This is a genomic window from Sphingobacterium sp. ML3W, assembly GCF_000747525.1.
Taxonomy (GTDB): Bacteria; Bacteroidota; Bacteroidia; order Sphingobacteriales; family Sphingobacteriaceae; genus Sphingobacterium.
Genome location: NZ_CP009278.1, coordinates 1,593,626 through 1,618,545, shown reverse-complemented (window position 1 = coordinate 1,618,545; position 24,920 = coordinate 1,593,626). Strand labels below are relative to the sequence as shown.

The following is a 24,920-nucleotide window of genomic DNA, read 5'->3' as shown; positions in this document are numbered from 1 at the left end:
TTAAATATTAATCTTTACAATCAACACAATGAACGAGCTTCATGGAGCTGGTGTAGCATTAGTTACACCTTTCAACGCAGATGGAACAGTTGATTTTGATTCTTTAGCAAAGCTAATTGAATATCAAATCGACTCCGGTATGAATTATTTAGTCTCTTTAGGTACTACTGGGGAAGTGGCAACTTTATCTAAAGATGAGCGAAAGCGTATCTGGGATTTCACTGTCAAACAAGTGAATGCTCGCATTCCATTAGTTGCGGGTATCGGCGGAAACAACACTGCCGAAATCGTTGAGCAGATCAAAGACTTTGATCCAACAGGTTTCTGCGCTATTCTATCTGTATCTCCTTATTACAACAAACCAGTACAAGAAGGAATTTATCAGCATTACAAAGCGATAGCAGAGGCATCCCCTCTTCCGATTATTCTGTATAATGTACCTGGACGTACAGGAAGTAACATGACCCCAGAAACAACAGTACGTTTAGCTAAAGACTTTAAAAATATAGTCGCAACAAAAGAAGCGTCTGGTAATTTTGCTCAATTCAGTGAAATTTTGAGAGACAAGCCTGCAGATTTTTTATTGATATCAGGTGATGACCCCGCCACATTACCTATGATGGCTTTAGGCGCAGTAGGTATTATTTCGGTAGTTGGCAATGCATACCCTGCACAAGTATCCCAATTAGCTGCATTATGTGCTACCGGAGATTTTGTGGAAGCTAGATCGGTGCATAATGCGCTATTAGAAATAACGGATCTTTGTTTTGTTGATGGCAATCCATGCGGTGTCAAATATATCCTACAGGAACAAGGGTTGGGTCAAGACCACGTACGTCTACCATTAATTCCGGTATCAGCTAAAACACGAACTGCTATACAAGCCGAAATGCAAAAACTAAAATAAAAACTAACAGTAGTCATTGTATATTTAAAATCTATTAATTATCTTTGCACTTCCGTAAGTACGGATAAAAAATTAATAAACATAATTATTTAACAAAATGCAACAGTACGAATCTGTAATCGTTCTTACCCCGTTGCTTTCTGAAGATGCTGCGAAAGAAACAATCGCAAAATTCAAAAACATCTTAACAGAAGGCGGAGCCGAAATTGTCGCTGAAGACAATTGGGGTTTGAAAAAATTAGCGTATCCAATCCAGAAAAAATCAACTGGGTTTTATCACTTAACTGAATTCAAGGCTCCAGGAGAATTAATCAATAAATTAGAGGTTGAATACAAACGTGATGAGCGTGTTATGCGTTTCTTAACTATTGCTTTAGACAAACATGCTAAAGCTTACAGCGAGAAAAAACGTAGCGGTGCATTCAACAAAAAAGCGGAAACTAAAACTGAGGAGGGATCAAACTAATGGCTAACGAAAATATCCAGTACGTAACTGCCCCTAAAGTAGAGGACAATCGTAAAAAATATTGCCGTTTCAAAAAGAATGGTATCAAATACATCGATTATAAAGACGCTAACTTTTTGATGAAATTCGTGAATGATCAAGGTAAAATCTTACCTCGTCGTTTAACTGGTACATCATTGAAATTCCAACGTAAAGTAGCTCAAGCGGTTAAACGTGCTCGTCACATCGGCTTGTTACCTTACTTAGCTGATTCATTAAAATAAGGAGGACTAGAGAACATGGAAGTTATTTTAAAACAAGATATCAAAGGCTTAGGTGAGCAAAATGATATCGTAAATGTAAAGCCAGGTTACGGTCGTAATTATTTAATCCCGCAAGGATTTGCTATGCAAGCGACTGTATCAGCAAAAAAAGTTTTAGCTGAAAACATTAAACAAGCTCAGTTCAAACAAGATAAAATTAAGAAAGACGCTACAGAATTAGCTACTAAATTGGAAACTGTTAAGTTATCAATCGGTGCTAAAGCTGGTGAAACAGGTAAAATCTTCGGTAAAGTAAACAGCATTCAAATTGCTGATGCTTTGAAAGCTAAAGGTTTTGATGTTGACCGTCGTCGTATTACTTTCGAAGTTGAGCCTAAAGAAATTGGCGAATACTTAGCTAACTTAAACTTACACAAAGAAGTGAAAGTTCAAGTTCCTTTCGAAGTAATTGCTGAATAATTCTTATCCGGTATAACATACATAAAAGGAGATAATTTCGATTATCTCCTTTTTTTGTACCTAAAATACTTATCCATATCGAAACTAGAACACCTCCTTACTTCATCCTTTTTTGGAAAAACTATTCATTGCCGATTTAAATCATCCTAGTTTTAGCGTACTTGCCCATCCCAATTAAACATGAACCCAAGGAATAAATCGAAACAGCATAGTACTATCGTTCATTTTTTAGTCTCAAATTCTTTAGCATTATAAGATCTTAATGCGGCCTTCCTCTTTTGCGACAAGCTGTCTCTCGACAGCTAAATCAATTGCATATCGCATAGAGCTATCAATTTGCTTCCCTACTTTTGGAAAATCAAATTGACGGGCTAAATAACGAATCAAATCTTCTTCAGCCACACTCATATTTTGCTCGATAGCTTCCTGTAATGCAACAATAATTTCTTCTGGTGCAATATCTTCCACAGTTCGCCTTACTCCATTATTTGATCGATAAAAATCAATTCCTGGTAAATCCTCCTGCTTCCAATAAAATGGCTGCTGATGTTCGGTTATATAAGGTTGTAATTCGTCAATAATTTCATTCAAAATACGTTCAACTTTAATACTCGCTTTTGCTTCCCAATGGTCAATAATCCTTTTATAAAGAAACAGCCGACTAATAGGTGATTCATTATAAATAATCATTTCCATCTGTTTTCGAATAATGATTTTATTCTCTATATCATATAGCAATTCATTTTCGCCGCCATATTCATGTTTTAAAACAGTTGATTCATATGGAATCTTCTTCGATAATATCGGAGAAGCATCAATTTCTTCAATGCGATGTTCATTAAGCGCATAGTCTCCTAAAGTTACTGATTCATGCTCTTTTTCTATTTTATGCAACAGTCCATTTACTTTCTCCAAGATAGACGCTACAACTTCATCAGCATTCTCAATCCAATCTAATGACCAAATCCTAAAGATATTCCAACCAAGGCTTGTCAACATCTGGGGTAATACCAGTTCTCTATCATTAGTTGTTTCAGCATTAAAATAATTAGGACCATCTAATAAAACAGCTAAAATATATTGCTTTGGATATTCTGGATGGACAACACCTAGATCAACTTTGTAATCAGACGTACCAATATTTTTATTCACTGTCAATCCTTCAGCTTTCAATCTATCGGCCACATTTTGACTTAAATTTCTATGATTATTCTCCAGCTTTATCTGAGAAGCATCAATTATCAAATGTCCTCTCTCAGCAAAAGATAGAAAGCTTTTCAATCCGGCAACACCCTCTGAAGCCGTTCGATTCAAGTTAATCTGATCTGCTCGAAGGGTAGCAAAAACCTTCATTTCCTCACGTGCTCTGGTCACAGCGACATTAAGTCTCCGCCAGCCCCCTTCCCTATTCAACGGTCCAAAATTCATGCTTACTTGACCATGCTCATCCGGTCCATAGCCAATAGAGAATAAGATTACATCACGCTCATCTCCCTGTACATTTTCTAGGTTCTTAATGAAAATAGGCTCCTCGCTTTCTGTTGCTAAAAGTTCAAGTTCAGGATCAAGTCGGTATAATTCATTTAATTTATCTTCAATCAGACTTTGTTGCACCTGGCTAAAAGTAACGATACCAATACTCTGCTTACTGGTTTTATCATTCCGAAGCCGTTTTGCTATGTCATTGACAATAGCTTGTGCTTCAAACTTATTCTGTCGACTTTTACCTTTATCGTAATACCCTTTGACATGTTCATAGGTCACTCTACTATTTAAGTCGTCTGCAGATGGAAATGTTAATAATTTATTATCGTAGTAATGGGCATTACTAAAGGCAATCAAACTTTCATGTTTACTGCGATAATGACGTAACAAATATTTGGAAGGGAATGATAAAGAAAGGCAATCATCTAAAATACTCTCCAAATCTTCAATCTCCATATTATCTTCATCGACTTTATTGGTCATAAAAAATGAAGTAGGCGGCATTTGCTTAGGATCTCCAACTATGACGGCATGCTGTGCCCTTGCTAAAGAGCTCACTGCTTCACATGTAGGTAATTGAGAAGCTTCGTCAAATATCAGTAAATCAAATTGATTCGGATCAGCTTCAAAATACTGCGCTACCGAAATCGGGCTCATCAACATACAAGGGGCCAATCGAGGTAGCAGCGTAGGAATTTGATCAAACAACCGCCTAATACTCAATCCTCGTCCTCTGTTTTTAATTGCGCGTTTCAAAATGGCAATTTCAGAACCTTGAAGTGCTTCTATTGTGCCATTAGGTAAACGCTCATTCAAACGCAACAGCAGCTCTTTTTTTGTCAATTCAGTAAATGAGTTTGCAATCTGTTTATATTTATTGATCTTATCCTCAAATAGTAGAACGTTAAACATATTTAAAGGCTCATGTACAGCAATAACCTGATTGGTTAAATTAAAATGAATAAGATAATCAAAATGATGAACCAAATTATCATGCTCAATGCGATCCTGCTCGTACAACGCTATAAACCATTGTATATCTGATTCAATAGCCCGCTCTCTTATCCTAGCATAATTAGTCCAATTTTTCAACGTATCAATATTTTCCACAATCTCAGAAACCTTTTTAGTGATAGTCTTCACCCAGTCCCCTGCTATCGGGTATTTCCGAATATCCAAATGTGTATCAACCTGCAATTGATCAATTGCAACTGATAATCTATCCCAGGCATTGGTAAACCTGTGTAATACTTGTTCTTGATCAGGAATCAACTCGTTCGAATTTAGCTTCGAGTGAGTCATCCACTTTGTTAAAATTTCCCCTACCGAGAGGGGTGTAAGTTCTACCAAAATCCGATTTAACGATGCTAACAATACAAGTTGCTCTTTAATTATACCTACATTAGTCTCTTCTGCCAAATATGAACTGGACAATAAAGTTGGTATCTCATCATATTCACGTGATCTAACTTTAGTTTCGAGTTCTTGAAAAGTATTTACATCAGCAAAAAATTGATCAATGGTTTCATCGTCATTAAAAACTAGGATACTAAAGGCAGACAATCCTTTTTTTACTTTCCTTTTTTTCAACCACTTAGGTAAAAACCATGTTTGTTGTGCCACTCTCCATAACGACTCTAAAGGCGTTAAATTAGCCGTCAACACACTTTTGTGTGCAATATTCAATAAGTTTTGTCGCTTAACCTGAAAGTTTTCAAAATCGGATAACCATTTTTGAAATTTCTCTTCTTCTTTCTTTTTCGATATAAATTGCCACAGCGACAAGGCTGTCAGTGGCAATTTCGACAATAAAAGTGCAAATTCGTTAAACCGATATAGATTGTCCCAGGTTGATACTTGAAGCGGAATATCTAGTGCCGATAAAACGAGATTCCTCAAACTATCATAGTGTGATAAATTTTCCTGTACTTGAAGAGCCGATGTTTCAACCTGTTGCTGAATTGGAGCTGAATATTGAAGTAGTGAAATTCCTTTGAATGGATTTTCGCTGGGTTTGATTATGATTTTTGAGACCGACTGCAATTCCTCGACCACATCTTTCCAAGATTTCCATTTTTCATTTGTCAACACATTAAAATCTATTTCTCCCAGCTCTATTTCAGGGAAACCATAGCTTGATAATACACTAATTTCAGAAATACTGTCGTATAAACTCCAACCAATCGGTTTTTGTTCATGAAGTAACTCTATATAAACTTGAAGTTCTTTTTTAGCATTTATTAAACGATTGGCTTCTTCATTAAAGTCGAAATTTCCTTTCAATTGAGGCTGTTCCAACGTATCAGAAAGCTGAGCAAGCACATCCGATTTCTTCGCTTTGTTGGAATGCAATTCCAAACAAAAATTTGCGAGACCTATTGCTGTCAATCGTTTATATACGACATCTAATGCGGCCTTCTTTGCAGCTACAAATAATACTTTCTTTCCTTGATATAGCGCGTTAGCGATAATATTAGTAATCGTCTGTGATTTCCCTGTCCCCGGAGGACCATGTAAAACAAAACTTTGATTTATACTGGAAGTAAAAACCGCTTCTAATTGAGAGACATCAGTAGCAATGGGCAATGCTAATGAAGTCGGATGAATATTATCAAAATCTAAAACAGGATTATCCGCAGCAATATCTAATCGTAACTGTCCATCCATAAGACTCCTAACAATGGGACTTTTGGCAATCTGATCCGCCTGATACGCAATATCGTTCCAAAGAATCAGCTTATTAAATGAAAAATTACCCAATACCACCTGGTCTGCTATATCCCATCCCTTTAACTCCATGATTGCCCGTCGTATATGCGCAATCACCTGAGCAACATCGATTCCCTTACCGTCTTTTGGTAGCTCTTCAAGACCACTTAAATTCAAACCATGCTCTTGTCTCAGAAATTCCAATAAAGTGATATTTATCATGGCTTCTTCCTCCCGACTTCGAAGCGTAAATTTACTGCTAATAGAACGACGGTTTAATTCCACAGGCATCAATATAATAGGAGCAGATCGCAACTGATCCGGTGTCTTTTTATCTCGCCATTTTAATAAACCAATGGCCAGGTAAAGTGTACTATACCCATTCTCTTCAATTGAAAGTTTAGCATTTCGAGATATATGCGTCAAAATAGTATCTAAATCTTCACTATGATAATAAGATACCAAACGATTATGAGTCAATTCTTCACTTGCAGATTGATATGACAAAGACGAGGAATGCAATGCTTCATTAAAAATATTATACTGCTTTAGTACTTCTGCATCAGCATTTGCACTGATTGAAAAACTTTTTCCATCAACCAACAAATCTTCTAAATCATGAATATTGACATCCATAATCTGCAACATGTTTTTGGTCATGCGCAAATTGAGTAAATTGTTGCGCAGTGATAGATCTAATAATTTACGTTCCCAAACTTTCTGCTTACTGAGTAATTTATAATCAATAAAATCCTGTTCTTCGTATATTTTACCAAGTGCTATCTTTTCATCCGTCCTACTGCCATTATCATTGTTAGACAAATGTTCAGAAAAATCACCCATACTTTCACTCAGTTTTAACGGGAGAGGTTTTATTCCACTCAAGCGAGCCCGCTTGATATCGATTGACAACAGGAAATCGTCCTTTCCAATTAAGTTTGATTCGCCCAAGTCAATAGCTTGATTAAAACCAATAATATTACCCTTACACACACTTGTGGATTCGATAATCACTAATTCACTTATTCCTTTAGCAATTCGTTTGGTAATGGCAGTTTTATCTTCATTAATAGTTTCTGAAAAATTTTCTTTTTGAAGCCAACAGCCCACAAATGCATGTTCCTTTGTGACGATTATAATAGGGTTTAAATCAATAGCTTCCAAACAAGATGCTAATAGCAAACTGATATCAATACAATTACCAAAACGCTCGCTTGCGATCAAATCCAAAAGTCTCAATCGCTGTCCCTTTTCTTCAAAACTTGGAGGCAATGCGCTATAGACGATTTCTTCATCTTGTATAGCGTTATAAATAGCCCGCATCATTTCCAATATACGCTCGGGATTCTCAGATTGGTAACCTTCAAATTTAGCAGGTAATCGTTGTTGCTCTAAATAAGCTATCGCTTTCTTTTTAATTGCATAAACATAAGGGTTGTTGGGCGTGATATAGGAAGCTAATAATTCTGGAAATGTAGCAAAACCACCAAAAAAGGATAATGGTTGCAACTCAATTGAAGCAACTTCTTCACCCAATAGGTGATCATCCTGATAGATCAATATGCGAAAAAAACTTCGCTCGACCTCCGTTAATTGCATAAAATATGCAGGATCAATGACGATATTATCCGTGGGAATTTTAACTGAAATTCCTATGGGTAAATAAGCAAGTTGATAAGAGTATGATTCCATCCATGCGCTACTTGCACTGATTTCGATTCGCACCCTTTCTAAAATCTGATTACTGTTTGAAGAAATCATGAGATTACTTAAAAAAGTAATTTTATTCTGATACATAGAAAGATTAAAGAAGTTTGCTGCATCTTTCTCTATATGAACCTGTTTAATTATATCCATCCGCCTTACATCTAAAGGACTAAGATAAAAAAGATAGCGAACAGTTCAAGTATCTTTTATCTTAAATAATTATCATATCAGGTTATTGAGCAATAAACACAGGTATTTTAACGGCATGTCTCAATTTATTTACAGTTTCTCCAAAAATAAAATCTTTTATACCTCTATGTCCATGGCTACCAACGATTAATAAATCGGCTTGGTACTGCTCACATATTCTTGTTATGGAAACAACACGATTATTATATCCAAGTTCAAAATCAACCTTAAAATGGCGATCTAAAAAGAATTGTTCATATTTTTTCAAGCGATCTAAGTCCTGCCTGGATTCTAAATCATCTGTACTTTCACCTGTATATTTTACCCCCGCACTCTCAACAATATGCACTAATATAAAATGAGAATCTGGCTGAGATATAGAAAGGGCATATTGAACTGCTTTTGTATCTGAGGTCGAATAGTCCAATGCAATTACAATTTTATTAAAAAGCTTGGGTTCATCAAATTTTAAATCCTCAAATGGAGCATGTACATCCAATTCAATTGATTTCTTCTTATGGAGTATCGGGTACATAAGAGTCATGATTAAAAAAGTCACCATTCCGATTGCCCCCATTATCAATAGAACTGTTAACCACCAAACATCATATTTGATTATCCAACTGGATATCTCCTCAAACACCAGCTTTATATTCAGTACTGCGATAATGACCGCAACCAACCAAGCCAATACTTGCACATAAGGTTTAATCACAAATTTTCCCATCTTTTTCTTATCACTTACAAAGTGGATTAAGGGAATAACTGCAAATGCCAGTTGCATACTAAGTATAACCTGACTAAAAATAAGTAAAGATCCTACCTTCGATTCTCCTGCTATCAGAATCACCAATACGGCAGGTATAATCGCTAGCAGTCGTGTTATAATTCTTCTTAAAGTTGGACTGATACGCAGCCTTAAATAACCTTCCATTACAATCTGCCCAGCCAATGTACCTGTAACAGTAGAACTTTGACCTGCCAATATCAATGCCACTGCAAATAATTTAGGTGCTAAATCTGTACCTAAGGTTTTTCCCAATAAATGATAGGCATCCTCCAGATCGGCAACATTGTGCATACCATTTTTATGAAAGGCCGCTGAAGCTAGGATGAGGATAGCGGCATTGACCAAAAAAGCCATATTTAAAGCAATTGCACTATCAAAAAAGTTATATTTTATGGCTTTTTTAATGGAATAGTCATCTCGCTCTATTTTTCTCGTTTGAACAAGAGCAGAATGTAAATATAAATTATGCGGCATCACGGTTGCCCCTATAATCCCTATAGAAATATAAAGTGCAGCACTGTTAGGTAGACTAGGAATAAAACCTTTCACAACTTCGCCAAAGTCAGGTTTCACTAAAAACATTTCCACCATAAAACACATCCCAATCATGGTGATGAGCCCAATGATAAAGAGCTCCATTTTTCGTATGCCCAATTTCTGCAAATACATGATTAGAAATGTATCCGCAAAACTGATGAGTACCCCCCAAAGGATATCTATTCCAAAAAGTAGGTTTAGCCCAATCGCCATACCCAGTACTTCTGCAAGATCACAGGCTGCAATTGCTATTTCGGCTAAAATATAAAGAACGAAATTCATCCGCTTTGGATAGGTCTCCCGATTACACTGCGCCAGATCTTTTCTTCTTACAATCCCCAAACGTGTACAAAGACTTTGTAAGAGCAAAGCCATGATATTACTCATCAATAGTACCCAAAGCAACGCGTAGCCAAACTGGCTTCCTCCAGCCAAATCCGTAGCCCAATTTCCTGGATCCATATAGCCTACACTTATTAAATAAGCCGGTCCAAAGAAACTCAGTACCCTTTTGATCTTTGACTTTCCTTTACTGATTTCGACACTTTCGTGCACATCAGAAAGCGATTTCTCATGCTGATAAGGATCTTTACTCATGTAGCTATCTCTCGTGTTTTAGATGCAATCTATTCTTGTAGAAATAAAGATAAAAATCCTAATACAGAAAACTAAACTTTTATTAGAAATTAAAGGTGAGTTGCCCTTCCTCTAAAGGAGGTTTTGGAAAATTGCCAAACTTAAATTCTTCGATGATATCATACTGTTCTCTAGCCGGATTATATTTACGCAGAAAAATGCTTGAACAAAAAAAATCTAAATCAATTGCTTTAAAACTTTCAACAGCTACCGCTAGTTTCTCAGGGTTCAAATCTCGGCCCACTGTCAAGTGAGGTTCATCACATTTAGAAAGTAGTGTGGAGATATTTATCTTCGTTATAGCTTCCATTTTTTTCTTCAAAAACTGCTTTGATTTTAGCGCTGGTGCAATATAAAAGGCACCATTGCGGAACGCGTTATAAGTGTCAAAATAAACATATTGAGAGCCCTCGTATTTCAATACTTCAGCAACTTGTTTTTTAATTTTGGATAACGTCTCCAAATCGGCATGATACTCACATATCGTAATATGTGCCAATGAGTGGCAACTGTGGAACCACCCAATTTTACTTTTCAAGTTCTCCTTAATGGATTTTACAATTTGAATACCCTTTTCACAAGGCTGAAATACGAATGAATATTGTTCTACATCTGTGGACATCTGCCCCTCCTTTTTAAATAATGCTACTGCATCTTTTTAAAGATACCCATAATAAAGCAATAAGAGAAACAGGCAAACAATACGCCATTTCTATTCTAAAGCCACAATCTGTTTATTTAAAACCAAAAAATACGTCTACCAAACAATGATGAATATGAGAGCCATAAACCAAACCATGGGCATCATAATTGACTTATCAAAAAGATGTGCAGGTTCTCTAAGCGCACCTCATTACGAAACCTAGGCTTACGTTCTTGACAAAGCTGAAGAGAACATCAAAATATATCTTGATCTTTTTGAATGATAAAATTAATATTTAGCGATTAGCTGTTACGGTGAATAATTTCTGTTTCCAAAAATAATGTCCCAATTATTAAGCTGCTTAGCTTCCTAACCGCAATCTATCTCCGATTTCACCGTTTATTTCTCCCCTATGGTTAAATCCACAAAGGCCAACAACGCCGTCTTTACAAAGTATTTTAAGTAACTTTGAGCATTATTCATTAAATACGACAAAAAGTGTCTCTCGATAAATTAAAACTAGGTAAGCGGTTACATAAGTCCATGGAGGACTTGGGATATTTAACAGCTAAGGAATTACAAGTCAAATCTATATCACGTATATTAGGTGGCCAAGATATCATAGCGATTGGTCCTGAAGATTCAGGTAAAACGACGACTTATGTGCTCAGTGTACTTTCTGGATTAAAATTCAATGTTGCTGATGCGCCAAAAGTTTTAATTTTAGCACCCGATCAAGAACGAATCCAAAACATTCTAGATCAATTTTATTTAATTAGCAAAAATAAAGACCTGAGTATTATAGGCCTACGTGATGGGGGCAGTATGGAGCAGGAAATTGAAAAACTTGTAGCTGGTGTTGAGATTGTCGTGGCGACCCCGAACAGAGCAAGAGCGGTATACCTTAAATTAGGCTTAAATCTAAACTTAATTCATACTTTTATTATTGACGATGCGGAGGAGATTATAAAAAACGGCATGATCACGCCTGTTAAAGAACTTGCACAAAGTTGTAAAAAATGCCAGCATCTCATCTTTAGTACAGTAGAGCATGAAAAATTACATCAGATGATTGACGATTTCATGGTCCTACCTGCATTAATCGAAGTGGAAGAATTAGCACAAGAGCAACTTGAAGTACATGATTTATTTCTCTATCAGGTACCAAATTTTACAACTAAAATTACACTACTTAATAGTTTAATGCTAGATAATGAGACTTTCGATAAGGTTATTATTTTCGTAAATAGCAAGTTAACTGCACAAAAACTTGGTAAAAGCTTACATCGTAAATATAATGATGAAATCCTTATACTCAATCCTTTATTTATTGAAGATAGAGCCATTGAAGATATCGATTTATTTAAACAACAGGATACCCATCGGATTTTAATCGTAGCAAATGAGGGAGCTGACGAGATAGATTTATCAGGTATACCCTATATCTTTCATTTTGAGATACCTGAAAACAATGATATGCTTATCCAACGAATCTTAAAATCTGGTTCTGAAGAGCAATTGGCTTTCACTTTCGCAACTGACTTGGAGTTACCTGAAGTTAGAAAAATTGAACAAATTATAGGCCGAAAAATGGAGGTTCTTGATTTACCAGAACGCATGTCCATATATAGTGCGAAAAAAGGAAATAAAGATGCCGGTTCTGCTGAAGATGAAAGTAATGAAACTCGAGGTGGGGCCTTCCATCAGAAGAAAGAAAGTAATACCAAAACATATAATTATGGTGCTGGCAAGAAAGCTAGAATGACCATGAAAAATAAAAAAGGTTAAATAAACAACGGTATTCAAAAAATAAAAAAATCAAAGTGGCATTACTTTCCTACTGAACTAAGTATACCTAAAGAACATCAAAAAGATGCGCTCTCAAAGGCTTTTTGCTAAACCCTCCTTTATTTTTTATTCTTACATTTGCATTCAAATCACATTGGATAAAACAACCTAAAGTGATAATAAGAGAATAAAGATATACTTCCTTACGCTTGACACTAAAATAAAAGATGTATAATTTCAAAAATGATTATTCTGAGGGTGCACACCCAAATATTCTAACTAAACTAATAGAAACAAACCTCGTACAACAACTTGGATATGGAGAGGATGAGTATGGAATACAAGCAAAAGAAATTTTAAAAAATAAAATTAATAATCCATTTGCTGCCATACATTTTCTTTCTGGAGGCACGCAGACCAATCTTATTGTTATTTCCTTTCTTTTGCGTCCACATGAAGCGGTCATCAGTGCTAAAACAGGACATATTGCAGCGAATGAGACAGGAGCTATCGAGGCTACCGGTCATAAAGTCATTACTGTAGAAACCACAGATGGCAAACTAAATCCAGCTGCTATTGAAAAAGCATTGCAAGAATATGCACTAAAACCACATGTAGTAAAACCTAGAATCGTTTATATTTCTAATTCCACTGAGATAGGTACGATATATCTCAAAAAAGAATTAGAGGATCTGGCAGCATGTTGTCTTGCACATAAACTATTGCTATTTCTTGATGGTGCTCGATTGGGACATGCTTTAATGGCTCAAGATAATGATTTGACACTTACAGATATTGCAACTTTAACAGATGTATTCTATATCGGTGGGACTAAAAATGGTGCTTTATTAGGAGAAGCTGTTATTTTCAGAGACCCTCATCTGGCAGAAGATTTTGAATATGTACTGAAGCAAAGGGGTGCAATGTTAGCTAAAGGACGTCTACTTGCTATACAGTTCCTTGAATTGTTTAAGGAAGACCTATATTTCGAATTGGCAGATCATGCTAACAAAATGGCTATGAAAATAGCAACTACTGTGAAATCCAAAGGTTTTTCTTTTTTAACAAATTCTACAACAAATCAAATCTTCCCCATATTACCAAAAACCGTCATTGCAAAACTCAATGAGAATTATTTATTCTTTGTTTGGAAGGAGATAGATGAAGATCATGCGGCAATTAGATTAATAACTTCATGGGCAACAGACGAACAATATGTCGATGCTTTTATCGCAGATCTTAAACTACTCTAATAGATTGAAGAACATGCTGCGGAAATATTGTTTTTATTAAACACCTTCAATCGAATATCATATTTCAAGAACATCATAACTAAGAATAAAAAAGGGTTCTTCATAAATTGAAGAACCCTTTACTGTTTATTTGTTTCAAAAAATTAATAACCTGTATTTTGTTTTAAGTTCCCCATACTTGCATTGATTTCAACCTGAGGGATTGGGAAAATTTCATTTTTGTTGGGTGTAAATGTAATCCCTTTAAATGTTGGCAAAATTCCACCTTCAAAAGCAGAATAGCTTTCGATTACTTGTTTCGCATTTCCCCATCTTACTAAATCATAAAACCGATGTCCTTCCATTGCCAATTCTAAACGACGTTCAAAACGAACCGCGTTACGCGCGTAATCTTGCGATGAAAAAGTAGGGTATGGTTTTACATCATATACCGCCGCAGGAGCACCATCAGAAGTCGTTTTACCTGGTAATTTTGACGCCCTCACTCGAATAAAATTAACATACTTTAATGCTTCCGATAAATTATTCAATTCAACTTCACATTCTGCAGCCATCAAGATAACATCGGCCAATCGGATAATGTTTACATCTAAATCAGTTACATAAGTCCCGTCATTGGAGGTATGCCCAGAAAAGAGCGCTTTAGGAATCATTGTCTTCATCCCTGAAAATGGACCTGCATGTGGTCTAGATCCATCATCATACCTAAGCCAGGTATCTCCAGGAAAAACTCCATAATCCAAATAATTAACACCCCTTCTACCTGCTGTATAATCTAATCTTGGATCAAATCGTAATGTAGTATTCACTTTGTAGCCTGTGAGCGCAGTTCCAGTCAATGTGATATCTGAAGTATACGGGTTATTACGATAAGAACCATCCAACATAGGAAGGCCATTTGCATCCACTTTATAAGCATTCACTAAATCAATACTTGGTTGGTAAAACCCGCAGCAGCCGATAGGTCCTCCATTGAGACCACCCAACATATCCCCCACATTAGCGTTGTCTCCAGAACCATCTGGGTTAATGACATGCTTAGCAACCATAATCGCTTCAGGGCCATTTTCTTTCAGCACATCATAGTTATCTTGAAATGGCATAGCTGTAATATCTCTACCAGACAAAACATCCTTAAATAAATCAAGAGCTTCTTTATATTTTTTTTGATAAAGATAAAGCTTTCCTAAATATGATTTCGCAGCAAATTGATCCATACGCCCCCCCTCACTGTTAATCTTAGATGTTGGTAAATTTGCCACTGCGGTTTTAAGGTCGCTTTCGATTAAAGGTAAAATATCTTGATCATTTTTGATTATTTTTGCATCCTCTATTGAGACATTTTCATCTATAACAGGAATATTTTTAAAGACCCTCCAAAGAAGAAAATAATAATGTGCCCGCAACATCTTCGCTTCTCCTTCAATTTGCTTTGCCCGCTCAGCTGGAATAGTTTTATCGCCACTTTGATCTTGGGCGAGTAGTTTTAAGGTACTATTAGCTCTTAGAACACCTTCATAATACACTTGCCACATGGTGCTCAAATTATCATTAGAAGAAAATGCAGCAAAGTTAACTAAACTATTCATGTTGGGTTGATCAGTTGGAGTAGACCCTTTATGCGCATTATCCGATATCATCTCCCCAAAAACCCATTGACTGGGAGCTGATGCATAGTTACCCCAGGTACCGTTTACATTACCATTAAGAATCCCATAAGCACCTATCAATGAGGATTCGACACCTTTCTTCATAGCTACCTGTTCTTCTATGAGTTGACCTTGCGGATTTTTCTCCAAAAATCCCTTACCACAGCTACTTAAGCCTACAACTACAACCCCTGCTATACCAATTAATATCTTTATATTTTTCATTTTGCTCACATTAAAAATTAAATTAAAAACCCAAACTTACACCTAACATATATTGTCTAGATTGTGGATACACGCCAAAGTCTACACCCAGTGCTGGATATTTTGAAGGTGTTGCAGTAATCTCAGGATCTAATCCCTCATATTTAGTAATGGTAAATAAATTGGTTACGCCTAAATAAGCACGCAATTTTTTGATTCCAGTATCTGCACCAAATAATTTTTCCGTTTTGAAGTTATAACCGAGTTGCAAATTTTTCAGCTTAAAAAAGCTAGCATCTTGAATATAATAAGTTGAGGATGCAGATTCGATATCGACATAATTGTAACCTGGTAATTCTTGTTTAGGAACTGTACCAGAGGGATTTTTTTCTGACCATGCATCCAATACTCGAACGCTTTTTTGACCATCAAACACTCCCATGTCGGTATAATAACGAGTCGCTTCATAATTTTGATTTCCCTGCGATCCATAGAAATACATCATCATATCAAAATTCTTGTAATTTGCGTTGAAATTAATCGAATATGTGAAATCAGGATGAGGACTTCCAATGACTGTTCTGTCATTTGCATCAATTTTTCCATCATCATTTAAGTCTTCATATCTAAAACCGCCAACACGCGCCTTATCATAAGAAGGTAAATTAGCCAATTCACTATCGTTTTGATAAATTCCTGCTATTTTATACCCATAAAATGCGCCAAATGGTTGACCTGTCTTCATAATAGAGGTCTCCATACTTCTAAATGCGCCATAAATCACTTCATCAACTCCAGGAGCCAAAGACAAGATTTCATTTTTGTTTTTAGAAAAATTCACACCTAAATCAAAATTAAATTTGTCAGGATCTTTTTGTTGCTGATGATAATTAAGAGAAAGTTCTATTCCTTTATTCTGCATATCACCTATATTCAAATAGGGTGATGCACCCCTACCCACTGCACTTGCTGGAAGTGGCAATGCAAAGAGCATATCCGAAGTTTTTTTATTATACCAATCAAATGATCCATCAAATTTTCCATCTAAGATTGAAAAATCCAGACCTAGATTTAAGGACTTCACTTGTTCCCATTTTACATTTTCATTTTGATAATCACTGATCCACATACCGCTCACTAATCCACTATTAATTGGATAAGAGGACGAATTTTGAGAAAGTTGATATCTTTTTAAATATTGAAAAGATGGTATGCGTTGATTTCCAGTAATACCATAACCTGCTCTAATCTTTAAATCATTAAGCCAAGTTGCACTTTTCATAAAATCTTCCTCCGATAGTCGCCAAGCCGCACTTACTCCAGGGAAAGTACCATATTTATTATTGGAGCCGAAATTGGAAGAGCCATCACGCCTAATTGTTGCGCTAAAAATATAGCGATCCATTAACGAGTAGTCTGCTTTCCCAAAAATGGAAAATAATGACCCAAATGTACCTTCACTTTCTCCAGATTTTTTAGCACCAGAACTCACATAAAAAAAATCTGTATTATTACTAATAAAATAATCATTTCCTATCCCTCGAACCTGACGATACGAGTTATCAATAGCTTCTGTTCCAAGTAAAATATTCAGATTATGAACATCATTAAAGTTCGCTTTATAATTTAAAGTATTGGTCCAGGTCCATTCTGTATTATAACCCGATGTTTCCGCGACACCATTATTGGAGCTACCTTCAGTAAATTCTAAATTTGGATAAGTATAGTCAGTAGAATAATAATTCTCATATTTAATACCAAAACTTGTCTTAAACGTCAATCCTTTGAGTAAATCATATTCCCCAAATGCATTTCCAAAAAACAAATTACTTTTGTTCACATCGTCTTTAGCACGATAAGCAATCGCGACAGGGCTTTCACCATTTCCCCAGCCACCTTTAGAACCTGCAAAATTACCTCCTTCATCATAAACAGGAATAATATTCTTGATTCGATATGCAAAGCCTAAGGCACTTCCTTCACCGATATAATCACCTGCAGTATTCGTATTCACACCTATACCATGTCCCTTCGTCATGCTATATTGCATATTTTCTCCAAAACGCAACCTTTTATTAAAAGCAGAAAAACTGGTATTAGAACGCACATTAAAACGTTCGAAACCTGTATGGATAATTGTTCCCTTTTGTCCAAGGTATCCACCAGAAACGGCATAATTTGCATTTTCTCCACCACCAGTAGCACTCAATTGATACGACTGCGTAGGTGCATTTCTCGATAAAGCATCGAACCAATTGGTACCCTCTTTATTTGCTTTCGTAATTTGATAAAACTCTTCTTTATTATCCGCATAATTGTATTTAGACATATCGAAATCCGCAGCTGTTATCAAACTCCCTACGGCGCTTCCTGCAATCAGATAATCTGGTAAAACATCATTTTTACCGCTCAAACCATTATTTAAATCTAATATTTGCTGCGGACTTAACATCTTTGGAAAACGGCCTCTATTTGGTACTTGTATACCATAATAAGAGTCAAAGTTAATACTGGGAGGACCTGTCTTTCCTGATTTCGTAGTCACAATAATAACTCCATTATTTGCACGGGACCCATAAATAGATGCTGCAGAAGCATCCTTCAATACCTGCATAGATTCAATATCATTCTGATTGAGCCAGCTTAACTTTCCTTCATAAGGCACGCCATCAATAACATATAATGGCTCATTATTATTGATCGTACTGAATCCTCGAATCTTTATTGCAGGTGTCGCTCCTGGAGCACCATCCGTGACAACTTGGACACCTGTGGCCCTACCCTGCAAAGATTCCACAGCACTAGCTGCTGGTGTACTTTTCAACTGATCAACATTCACGACTGCAACAGCACCTGTCAGATCCTTTTTACGCTGTGTACTATATCCCGTCACGACAACCTCTTCCAAATCATCACTTTTAACATGCAATCCGATAACCAAAGGTCCTGCTGTTGAAGTTACTGTTTGCGATTGCTTTGAAAACCCGATATAAGTAATTTCCAAAACATCGTTTAAAGCAGCAGCAATTTGAAAATTACCATCTGAATCGGATGAAGTTGCAATAGACTTTCCTAGTACTTTAATTGTTGCGCCACTAATAGGCTCTTTTGTGAGTGCATCTTGAATCTTTCCCCGGATAGGTGTCTGAATTGCAGTAACATGAACCTCATGAGCCGAGATTTCTGTAAATTTTGACATAGGACTACCCAAAGACTGATGACTAATCAGTAGCAAAGCAGTGGATGCCCATAGAGAGTGTTTTACCGATAATTTGTGCTCAATAAAATCCTCGTTAAGAAACTGTAGTAGTTTTCTCATAATGTGAAAAAGGTTTAATTTGGTAATTTAATCAGTGCTATACCCTATCTCAGGATCTCCCCTAGCACTGTATGTTTAGTTGTTAATTACAATTTACGCAATCGATTGACTCTTCATAATTATTCATGAAATATCTTTTGAATTAAAGATTAAAATGTTGATTATCAACAATAAAAAAATCATCAACTTATTGTAACTAGTACAGTATGTAACAACAAAAAGACAAAAGATGGAAATAACTTCATTAAAATGGCGACTGAATATATCCATGTATTCAGCATTTTCGACATCATTATTTTAGATGCATAATCCTATTGTAACTAACCTCTATAAGTCCTTTCCAAAGCAGTACCAATACAATAGGCTCTGAAAAGAAGTCCATATTATTAAAGGCATGCAATTAGACATATAGTACAAACCGCACCTATTCTCTTTAGTCATTCTTTGGCTATGAGTATGTGCTATTTTTTAGGCATTTTAATATCCTGATATTGCACAACAGACACCTAAAAGATGAAGCCGGTTACATAGATGTACAAATTCATTGGATACCAATCTTGAAGCTCGCCGTTGATCTATAGCTGCTCGCATCAAAATAAGAAACTGTTATGAAACTACTAAGTCTACTTTACAACCTTAATGAAACCTAGCCGTATAGAGGTGCAAAGTATATTTATTGGTTTAAATAAATGGAAAGCACTTGATCAACAACCATTTCGAAATTTAAATTCGATTATTCTCGTCGAAATATGCACAATCTTTTCCTTAATTATAGCTACGAGTCAATATTTCCACCGCCCAATAACTAAGTTTTAAAGATATTGAAACTTTAGAAGTTCATGTAATGAATAAAAGTCAATGCTAATTTCTATGCAAGCTTGGTTAAAACCCAGCTATTACTGTTATTCCTTAAGGGGTAAAAGGCACGTTTAATAGTAAACAGAAAAATATAGAATAAAATAAAGGATACCAAATTAACGTGATTACTATCAGTGGTATAGTATGGCCGTCTTACTTCAACGTATAAAAGATCGAGTAGATTTCGAAATTGCAGTTAATGTGGTAGGTAATTGATAAAAAGCAGCCTCGATGTCGGAGTGTCCCGAAAATGTTAGATACATCTGGGGCACTTCAAGTAGAGACTGCTTTTTAGTATTAAGCGCTTTTTTTATTGCCTATACTCGATAGAAACAGGTATCCTGCTGCACCTGAAAATAAAGAACCAATCAATACGGCAAATTTTGCTTCCTCCACCAAGAGTGGATCTGTAAAAGCTAATATGGATACAAAAATGGACATTGTAAATCCAATACCACCCAATAGTCCCACGCCAAATATATGCTTCCAATTTGCGCCCTCAGGCAATGTACATAGCTTCAATTTGGTAGCAATGAAAGATACTCCCAATATGCCTAAAGACTTTCCAACAATCAACCCACCAATAATACCGAGCCCCAATGCTGTAGTCAAACCACCGACCATTTCGCTATGAATCGTAATATTGGTATTGGCTATTGCAAAAAGAGGTATAATAATAAAATTAACAGGAGAAGTCAGCATATGTTCCAATTTCTCTAAAGGTGATTCATCATCTGTCGTATTTGTTGGTAAGGCTAATGCCACCAATACACCGGCTATCGTTGCATGTATACCTGAGTGATGTATAAAATACCATATAAAAACTCCTGGTATCAAATAAGCCCATATTTTTTTAACCCCTAAATAGTTTAAAAGCAATAAGAAAGCAAATATGCCCAATGCAATAAATAAATAGTTGTAATGTAGATCGCCGCTATAGAATAAAGCGATTACCAAAATAGCCAACAAGTCATCAACGATTGCTAAAGCTGCCAAAAATATCTTTAAACTAGCTGGAACACGCTTACCCAACAAAGTAATAACTGCCAATGCAAATGCAATATCAGTAGCCATTGGAATCCCCCAGCCATGCTCGGTAGGTAATCCTTTATTAATGTACAAATAAATAAGTGCAGGTAAAATAGCTCCACCAAAAGCAGCTAAGATTGGTAATAGCGCTTTTTTTGGTGACGACAATTCACCCTCAACCAGTTCGCGCTTTATCTCTAAACCTACCAAAAGAAAAAATATGGCCATCAAACCGTCATTAATCCATAGCAGCACCGAATAGTTTAATTGGATATGTTCTGTTTCGAACCCTAATGTTGTATTCAATAAATTGTTAAAAGATTCCGCTAAAGGAGTATTTGCAACAATCAAAGACAGAATAACACAGATAAACAATAAGATACCACCTATATTACTAGACTGTAAAAACTGTTTGAAAATTTTTAAATTAATTAAGTTTGCCATAAAGACATTTTCATTTAGTGATGAATAAGGAAAAATATAAGCTCCAAATATAGTATGAAACCTAAAGTAAGTAAGTCTACTAAGATAAGTTTTTCTTTTAAAATACTAAGGATTATAGACCCTTTTTCGTTTATAAATCCTCTAAAAAAGAATCCAATGTTAAGCAAATAAATATATTTCAAGACTTAACAAAAACTTCACATCAAATTTACTCTGAGGTTAACAACTAAGCTTACCTTTATGGTAAATAAAAATTAAAGAAGATGATTAAAGATTTCGAACTACAAGCTTTAGAAAGTTACACCGAGGTAATTGAGTTTACATTTGATGGAGATGATTTATTATCAGGTGAAGATTAACCTGCCCTTATTCAAAAAATGTCGCACGCTTACAGCGTGTTTTTTTTCGAATAAGAATTGATGAAATAGTAACAAAATAAAAAAGGACCTTATAAAATCAGTCCCTTTATTAAGTATTTTTTAAATCTGGTAAGTTCATTTAATTTGCACGACCATATTATTTGCGCCGCTATAACAGTCACCGCCTTTCTTATCTTGTTTTTCGAAGCCTTACTATTCATGGTATCGGTCCCTTATAACATAGCCATAGCTATGTAATATATTTTTATTATCATAACCTTAACTATATTTACTGCTATACAACAATAAATGGCATGATAAAATTTAGGCTTTCACCAATCGCAATAGCATTACTTTTTCAACCAACCAAACCAACCAGAGCTCCATGCTTTCTTTTTCTCTAACGCTTTTTCATCCTTAGGGAATAACTTTAGGATAGCTTGTATCTTCTCTTTAGCAACTTCGCCAGCACCAATTGCAAAAGATGCTTCGGCAGACATAAAGGTCATTTCATTCCAATCATCGTCTTCTTCCCAATTTTCACTACTATACATAGCATCAGATTCCTGGCTGATACGAATTACATTTTCCCAATCTTGTAAATGGAAATAAGAATGTATAAGATGCAGTAGTATCAAGTGGAAATCGCCATACGATTCTTCTTCTTTTAAAGTAGACTTCGTAGAGTCATAAGCGACTAATAAATCCTTTAGCGCAGCTGGAAAATCCCCAATTAAGAAATATGATTTTCCTCTCAAATAATGCAACTTACGATAATCGATTAAAGCCATTTCCTGCAACGGTTTAGTAGCTTCATAATTATTTGCGCAAGCTATACATTGATCATACTGCTCCAATTGAAAGTAATTTTGCATCAACATGTACCAGTTCGATGCATCATCAGGTTTACTTTCCAATTCCTTTTGCCAATCCTTCAAAGTTTCTGAATCTCCCCTATGATTGATTAGATCAAAACGTGCGTTCTGAATCTCCATATAAGCTTGACGTGTAACAAACAGCTCTTCTTCCTCATAGTCAGCATATTCTGAAGATTGGATGAGTTCATCATATTCTTGTGCAATAGTCCTCAACCTTTCCTCAGCTTCTTTTATATACCCCAACTTAAACTCACATTTGGTCACGTATGCAGATATTCGAAGATAATTTGGCATATCAAACTCTTTAAAGCTATCATCTAATAACTCATGGTAGTTGATTAATGCATCTTCATACTCTTCTTTCTCAAAATACGCATCCGCCAATGTATTATACAGTTCCCAAAATCGACTATAAGTAAGTCCCTCCTTACATATTTCGATTACTTCATCATATTTTCGCTTGCTATTCAATGCCAGTGCATAATTATTACAACACATAGACATCAACTGACTATTGATAAAGTAATTTGCTTCAAATTGATTTTCGTGAAAATATGCTTTAAAAGCTAAATATGATCGCTCAAAAAACTGCAATCGATAATTTAGCAAGGACATATCAAGAATTGGTGAACCGATAGAATTCTCAAATTCAGAAAACTCGCAGCCTGCATTAAAATAGTCAATAGGACCATCTACTGGCCAATTCAATATTTCAGGTAACTCTTTATGGACTTCGTAGTAAGTAAGGATGAAGCGATGAATGGTTATTGAAAAACCACCAAGCTCTACTGCTTTCTGAAGGTAAGGTAACGCTTCTTCATGATTTCCACCTTCAAGTATATAGGTTCCTGCAAAATGATAAGGAATAAACCAATCTGGATAACGTTGGATGTAACGCTTAGCTTCTATTAAAGGATCTGATAAGTCTAATCCGAGTTCTTCCCGAAAATTACGTTGCACCATGATAGCAAAGTAAATACACTGTTTATCCTCCAAACCACCATTTAACAGCGATACGACCTGTTCATAAAATTTGAAGATCTCAGCATCAATTTCAGGCTCTTCATTTCCATACAATACGGCCTTGACACCCGCCCAACCAATCATCTCATAATCATGATACTCCATAGCAAGCTGACCAATATCCAGGTATAACAGCACATTATTAGATAAAATATCATGTTTATATTTTCTGAACTCGGCAAGTGCCTGTTGATGATGATTTAGGTTCTCGCGAAGAATCATTGCTTTAAAAAGTACACTTTCTGTTAATAGTGCACATTTACTAATACGATCATGGGCATATAATACTTCATAAATGGAAAGCAATTCATTGATATTACCAATAGACTCTTGATATTTCTCATGTAAATAATTCAAATCAGCTCGGAAACGACATACATTCTCTAACTCATCCTCATGGATACTCAATCGTTCTATATAAGAAGCATATTCATCGTAATCTAAATCTTTATAGAAAAAACGAGTAGTTTCCAACAGACCAAAAAGGGCGGCCTCATTATTTGGTTCAAGCTGTAAAATAGATTTGTATATACTAATAACCTCTTGAAAATCGTCTAATGTCAGTTCATTACTGTCTTCATCTAAATTTTGAAAATCAAGTTCCTTAAGTACGGTAGCTTTTAAAATTAATGCGGGAATATCTTGTGGATTTAATACTAGAAAAACTTCTAATTCAGATAAACAATCCTCATATCTCCCTTCTTCATACAAATTAACTAGATCTTGAAACTTCATAAACTACGACTCTTTTATATAAAAATAAAAATATATTACAAACTTCAAAACAGTTCAAAAAAATAAACATTAAAACAGCTCATTACTAATGATAAAATTAGTTGAAGCTTGTAACATTAAAAATAAAAAAAAGGAACCCTGATGGGTTCCTTTCCAATATCTAACAAATTGACTCGGGGTTAAAACTCTATTTTACTGCGTCAATAACTGCTTTGAAAGCATCTGGGTTGTTTAAAGCTAAATCAGCTAAAACCTTACGGTTTAAACCAATGTTTTTAGCATTTAATTTACCAATCAACACGGAATAAGATAAACCTTGTTGACGAGCTCCAGCGTTAATACGTTGAATCCATAAAGCTCTAAACTCGCGTTTTTTAGTTTTACGGTCGCGGTAAGCGTACTGTAAACCTTTTTCTACTGAATTCTTAGCAATAGTATATACTTTGCTGCGTGACCCATAATAGCCTTTAGCTAATTTTAGGATTTTTTTACGTCTTCTTCTCGAAGCAACTGCGTTAACCGAACGTGGCATATTTTTAAAATTATTTGGTAAAAGGCGTCATGTTTCACAATGAACTTACTACCCTGTA

General features: G+C 35.6%; 14 protein-coding genes. 6 read left to right on the top strand and 8 right to left on the bottom strand.

Features of this window, described 5'->3' with window-relative positions:
* The first annotated feature begins 28 nt into the window (after window positions 1–28).
* The 4 genes from dapA to rplI all read left to right on the top strand — a co-directional run bounded on the left by dapA (window position 29) and on the right by rplI (window position 2,095).
* Window positions 29–907: a 4-hydroxy-tetrahydrodipicolinate synthase gene (gene dapA, locus KO02_RS06950; RefSeq protein WP_038697015.1), complete on the top strand. Its 879-nt coding sequence runs from the start codon at window positions 29–31 to the stop codon at window positions 905–907.
* A 97-nt stretch (window positions 908–1,004) separates the two neighbouring features.
* On the top strand, window positions 1,005–1,373 hold the full coding sequence (rpsF, locus tag KO02_RS06945; RefSeq protein ID WP_038697013.1) for a 30S ribosomal protein S6: 369 nt from the start codon (window positions 1,005–1,007) through the stop codon (window positions 1,371–1,373).
* Window positions 1,373–1,636 (top strand): 30S ribosomal protein S18, encoded by a 264-nt coding sequence (gene rpsR / locus KO02_RS06940; protein WP_021191490.1) that lies wholly within the window; start codon window positions 1,373–1,375, stop codon window positions 1,634–1,636. Before rpsF ends, rpsR begins: the two co-directional genes overlap by 1 nt.
* Before the next feature lie 15 nt (window positions 1,637–1,651).
* Complete coding sequence (rplI, locus tag KO02_RS06935; protein WP_038697010.1) at window positions 1,652–2,095, top strand: 50S ribosomal protein L9; 444 nt, start codon at window positions 1,652–1,654, stop codon at window positions 2,093–2,095.
* A 249-nt stretch (window positions 2,096–2,344) separates the two neighbouring features.
* On the opposite strand, the gene KO02_RS06930 is transcribed toward rplI, so the two are convergent.
* From KO02_RS06930 to KO02_RS06920, 3 genes are all read right to left on the bottom strand, one after another.
* The gene (locus KO02_RS06930) at window positions 2,345–8,146 is read right to left on the bottom strand and encodes a DUF4011 domain-containing protein (protein ID WP_051959792.1); all 5,802 of its coding nucleotides are present in this window, start codon (window positions 8,144–8,146) and stop codon (window positions 2,345–2,347) included.
* Between the two features lie 82 nt (window positions 8,147–8,228).
* Complete coding sequence (locus KO02_RS06925) at window positions 8,229–10,109, bottom strand: Nramp family divalent metal transporter (protein WP_038697008.1); 1,881 nt, start codon at window positions 10,107–10,109, stop codon at window positions 8,229–8,231.
* A gap of 82 nt (window positions 10,110–10,191) precedes the next feature.
* The gene (locus KO02_RS06920) at window positions 10,192–10,770 is read right to left on the bottom strand and encodes a 2'-5' RNA ligase family protein (RefSeq protein ID WP_051959791.1); all 579 of its coding nucleotides are present in this window, start codon (window positions 10,768–10,770) and stop codon (window positions 10,192–10,194) included.
* Between the two features lie 519 nt (window positions 10,771–11,289).
* Here KO02_RS06920 and KO02_RS06915 point away from each other — a divergent pair.
* The gene (locus tag KO02_RS06915) at window positions 11,290–12,579 is read left to right on the top strand and encodes a DEAD/DEAH box helicase (protein WP_038697006.1); all 1,290 of its coding nucleotides are present in this window, start codon (window positions 11,290–11,292) and stop codon (window positions 12,577–12,579) included.
* A gap of 227 nt (window positions 12,580–12,806) precedes the next feature.
* The gene (locus KO02_RS06910) at window positions 12,807–13,832 is read left to right on the top strand and encodes a threonine aldolase family protein (protein ID WP_038696997.1); all 1,026 of its coding nucleotides are present in this window, start codon (window positions 12,807–12,809) and stop codon (window positions 13,830–13,832) included.
* A 143-nt stretch (window positions 13,833–13,975) separates the two neighbouring features.
* On the opposite strand, the gene KO02_RS06905 is transcribed toward KO02_RS06910, so the two are convergent.
* The 5 genes from KO02_RS06905 to rplT all read right to left on the bottom strand — a co-directional run bounded on the left by KO02_RS06905 (window position 13,976) and on the right by rplT (window position 24,862).
* The gene (locus KO02_RS06905; RefSeq protein WP_038696990.1) at window positions 13,976–15,706 is read right to left on the bottom strand and encodes a RagB/SusD family nutrient uptake outer membrane protein; all 1,731 of its coding nucleotides are present in this window, start codon (window positions 15,704–15,706) and stop codon (window positions 13,976–13,978) included.
* A 22-nt stretch (window positions 15,707–15,728) separates the two neighbouring features.
* Window positions 15,729–19,004, bottom strand: a complete 3,276-nt coding sequence (locus tag KO02_RS06900; RefSeq protein WP_038696988.1) for a SusC/RagA family TonB-linked outer membrane protein — start codon at window positions 19,002–19,004, stop codon at window positions 15,729–15,731.
* Between the two features lie 1,155 nt (window positions 19,005–20,159).
* Complete coding sequence (nhaA, locus tag KO02_RS06895) at window positions 20,160–21,335, bottom strand: Na+/H+ antiporter NhaA (RefSeq protein ID WP_038696986.1); 1,176 nt, start codon at window positions 21,333–21,335, stop codon at window positions 20,160–20,162.
* A gap of 709 nt (window positions 21,336–22,044) precedes the next feature.
* On the bottom strand, window positions 22,045–24,330 hold the full coding sequence (locus KO02_RS06890; RefSeq protein ID WP_038696984.1) for a tetratricopeptide repeat protein: 2,286 nt from the start codon (window positions 24,328–24,330) through the stop codon (window positions 22,045–22,047).
* Between the two features lie 187 nt (window positions 24,331–24,517).
* Complete coding sequence (rplT, locus tag KO02_RS06885) at window positions 24,518–24,862, bottom strand: 50S ribosomal protein L20 (RefSeq protein WP_038696982.1); 345 nt, start codon at window positions 24,860–24,862, stop codon at window positions 24,518–24,520.
* Window positions 24,863–24,920 lie beyond the last annotated feature (58 nt).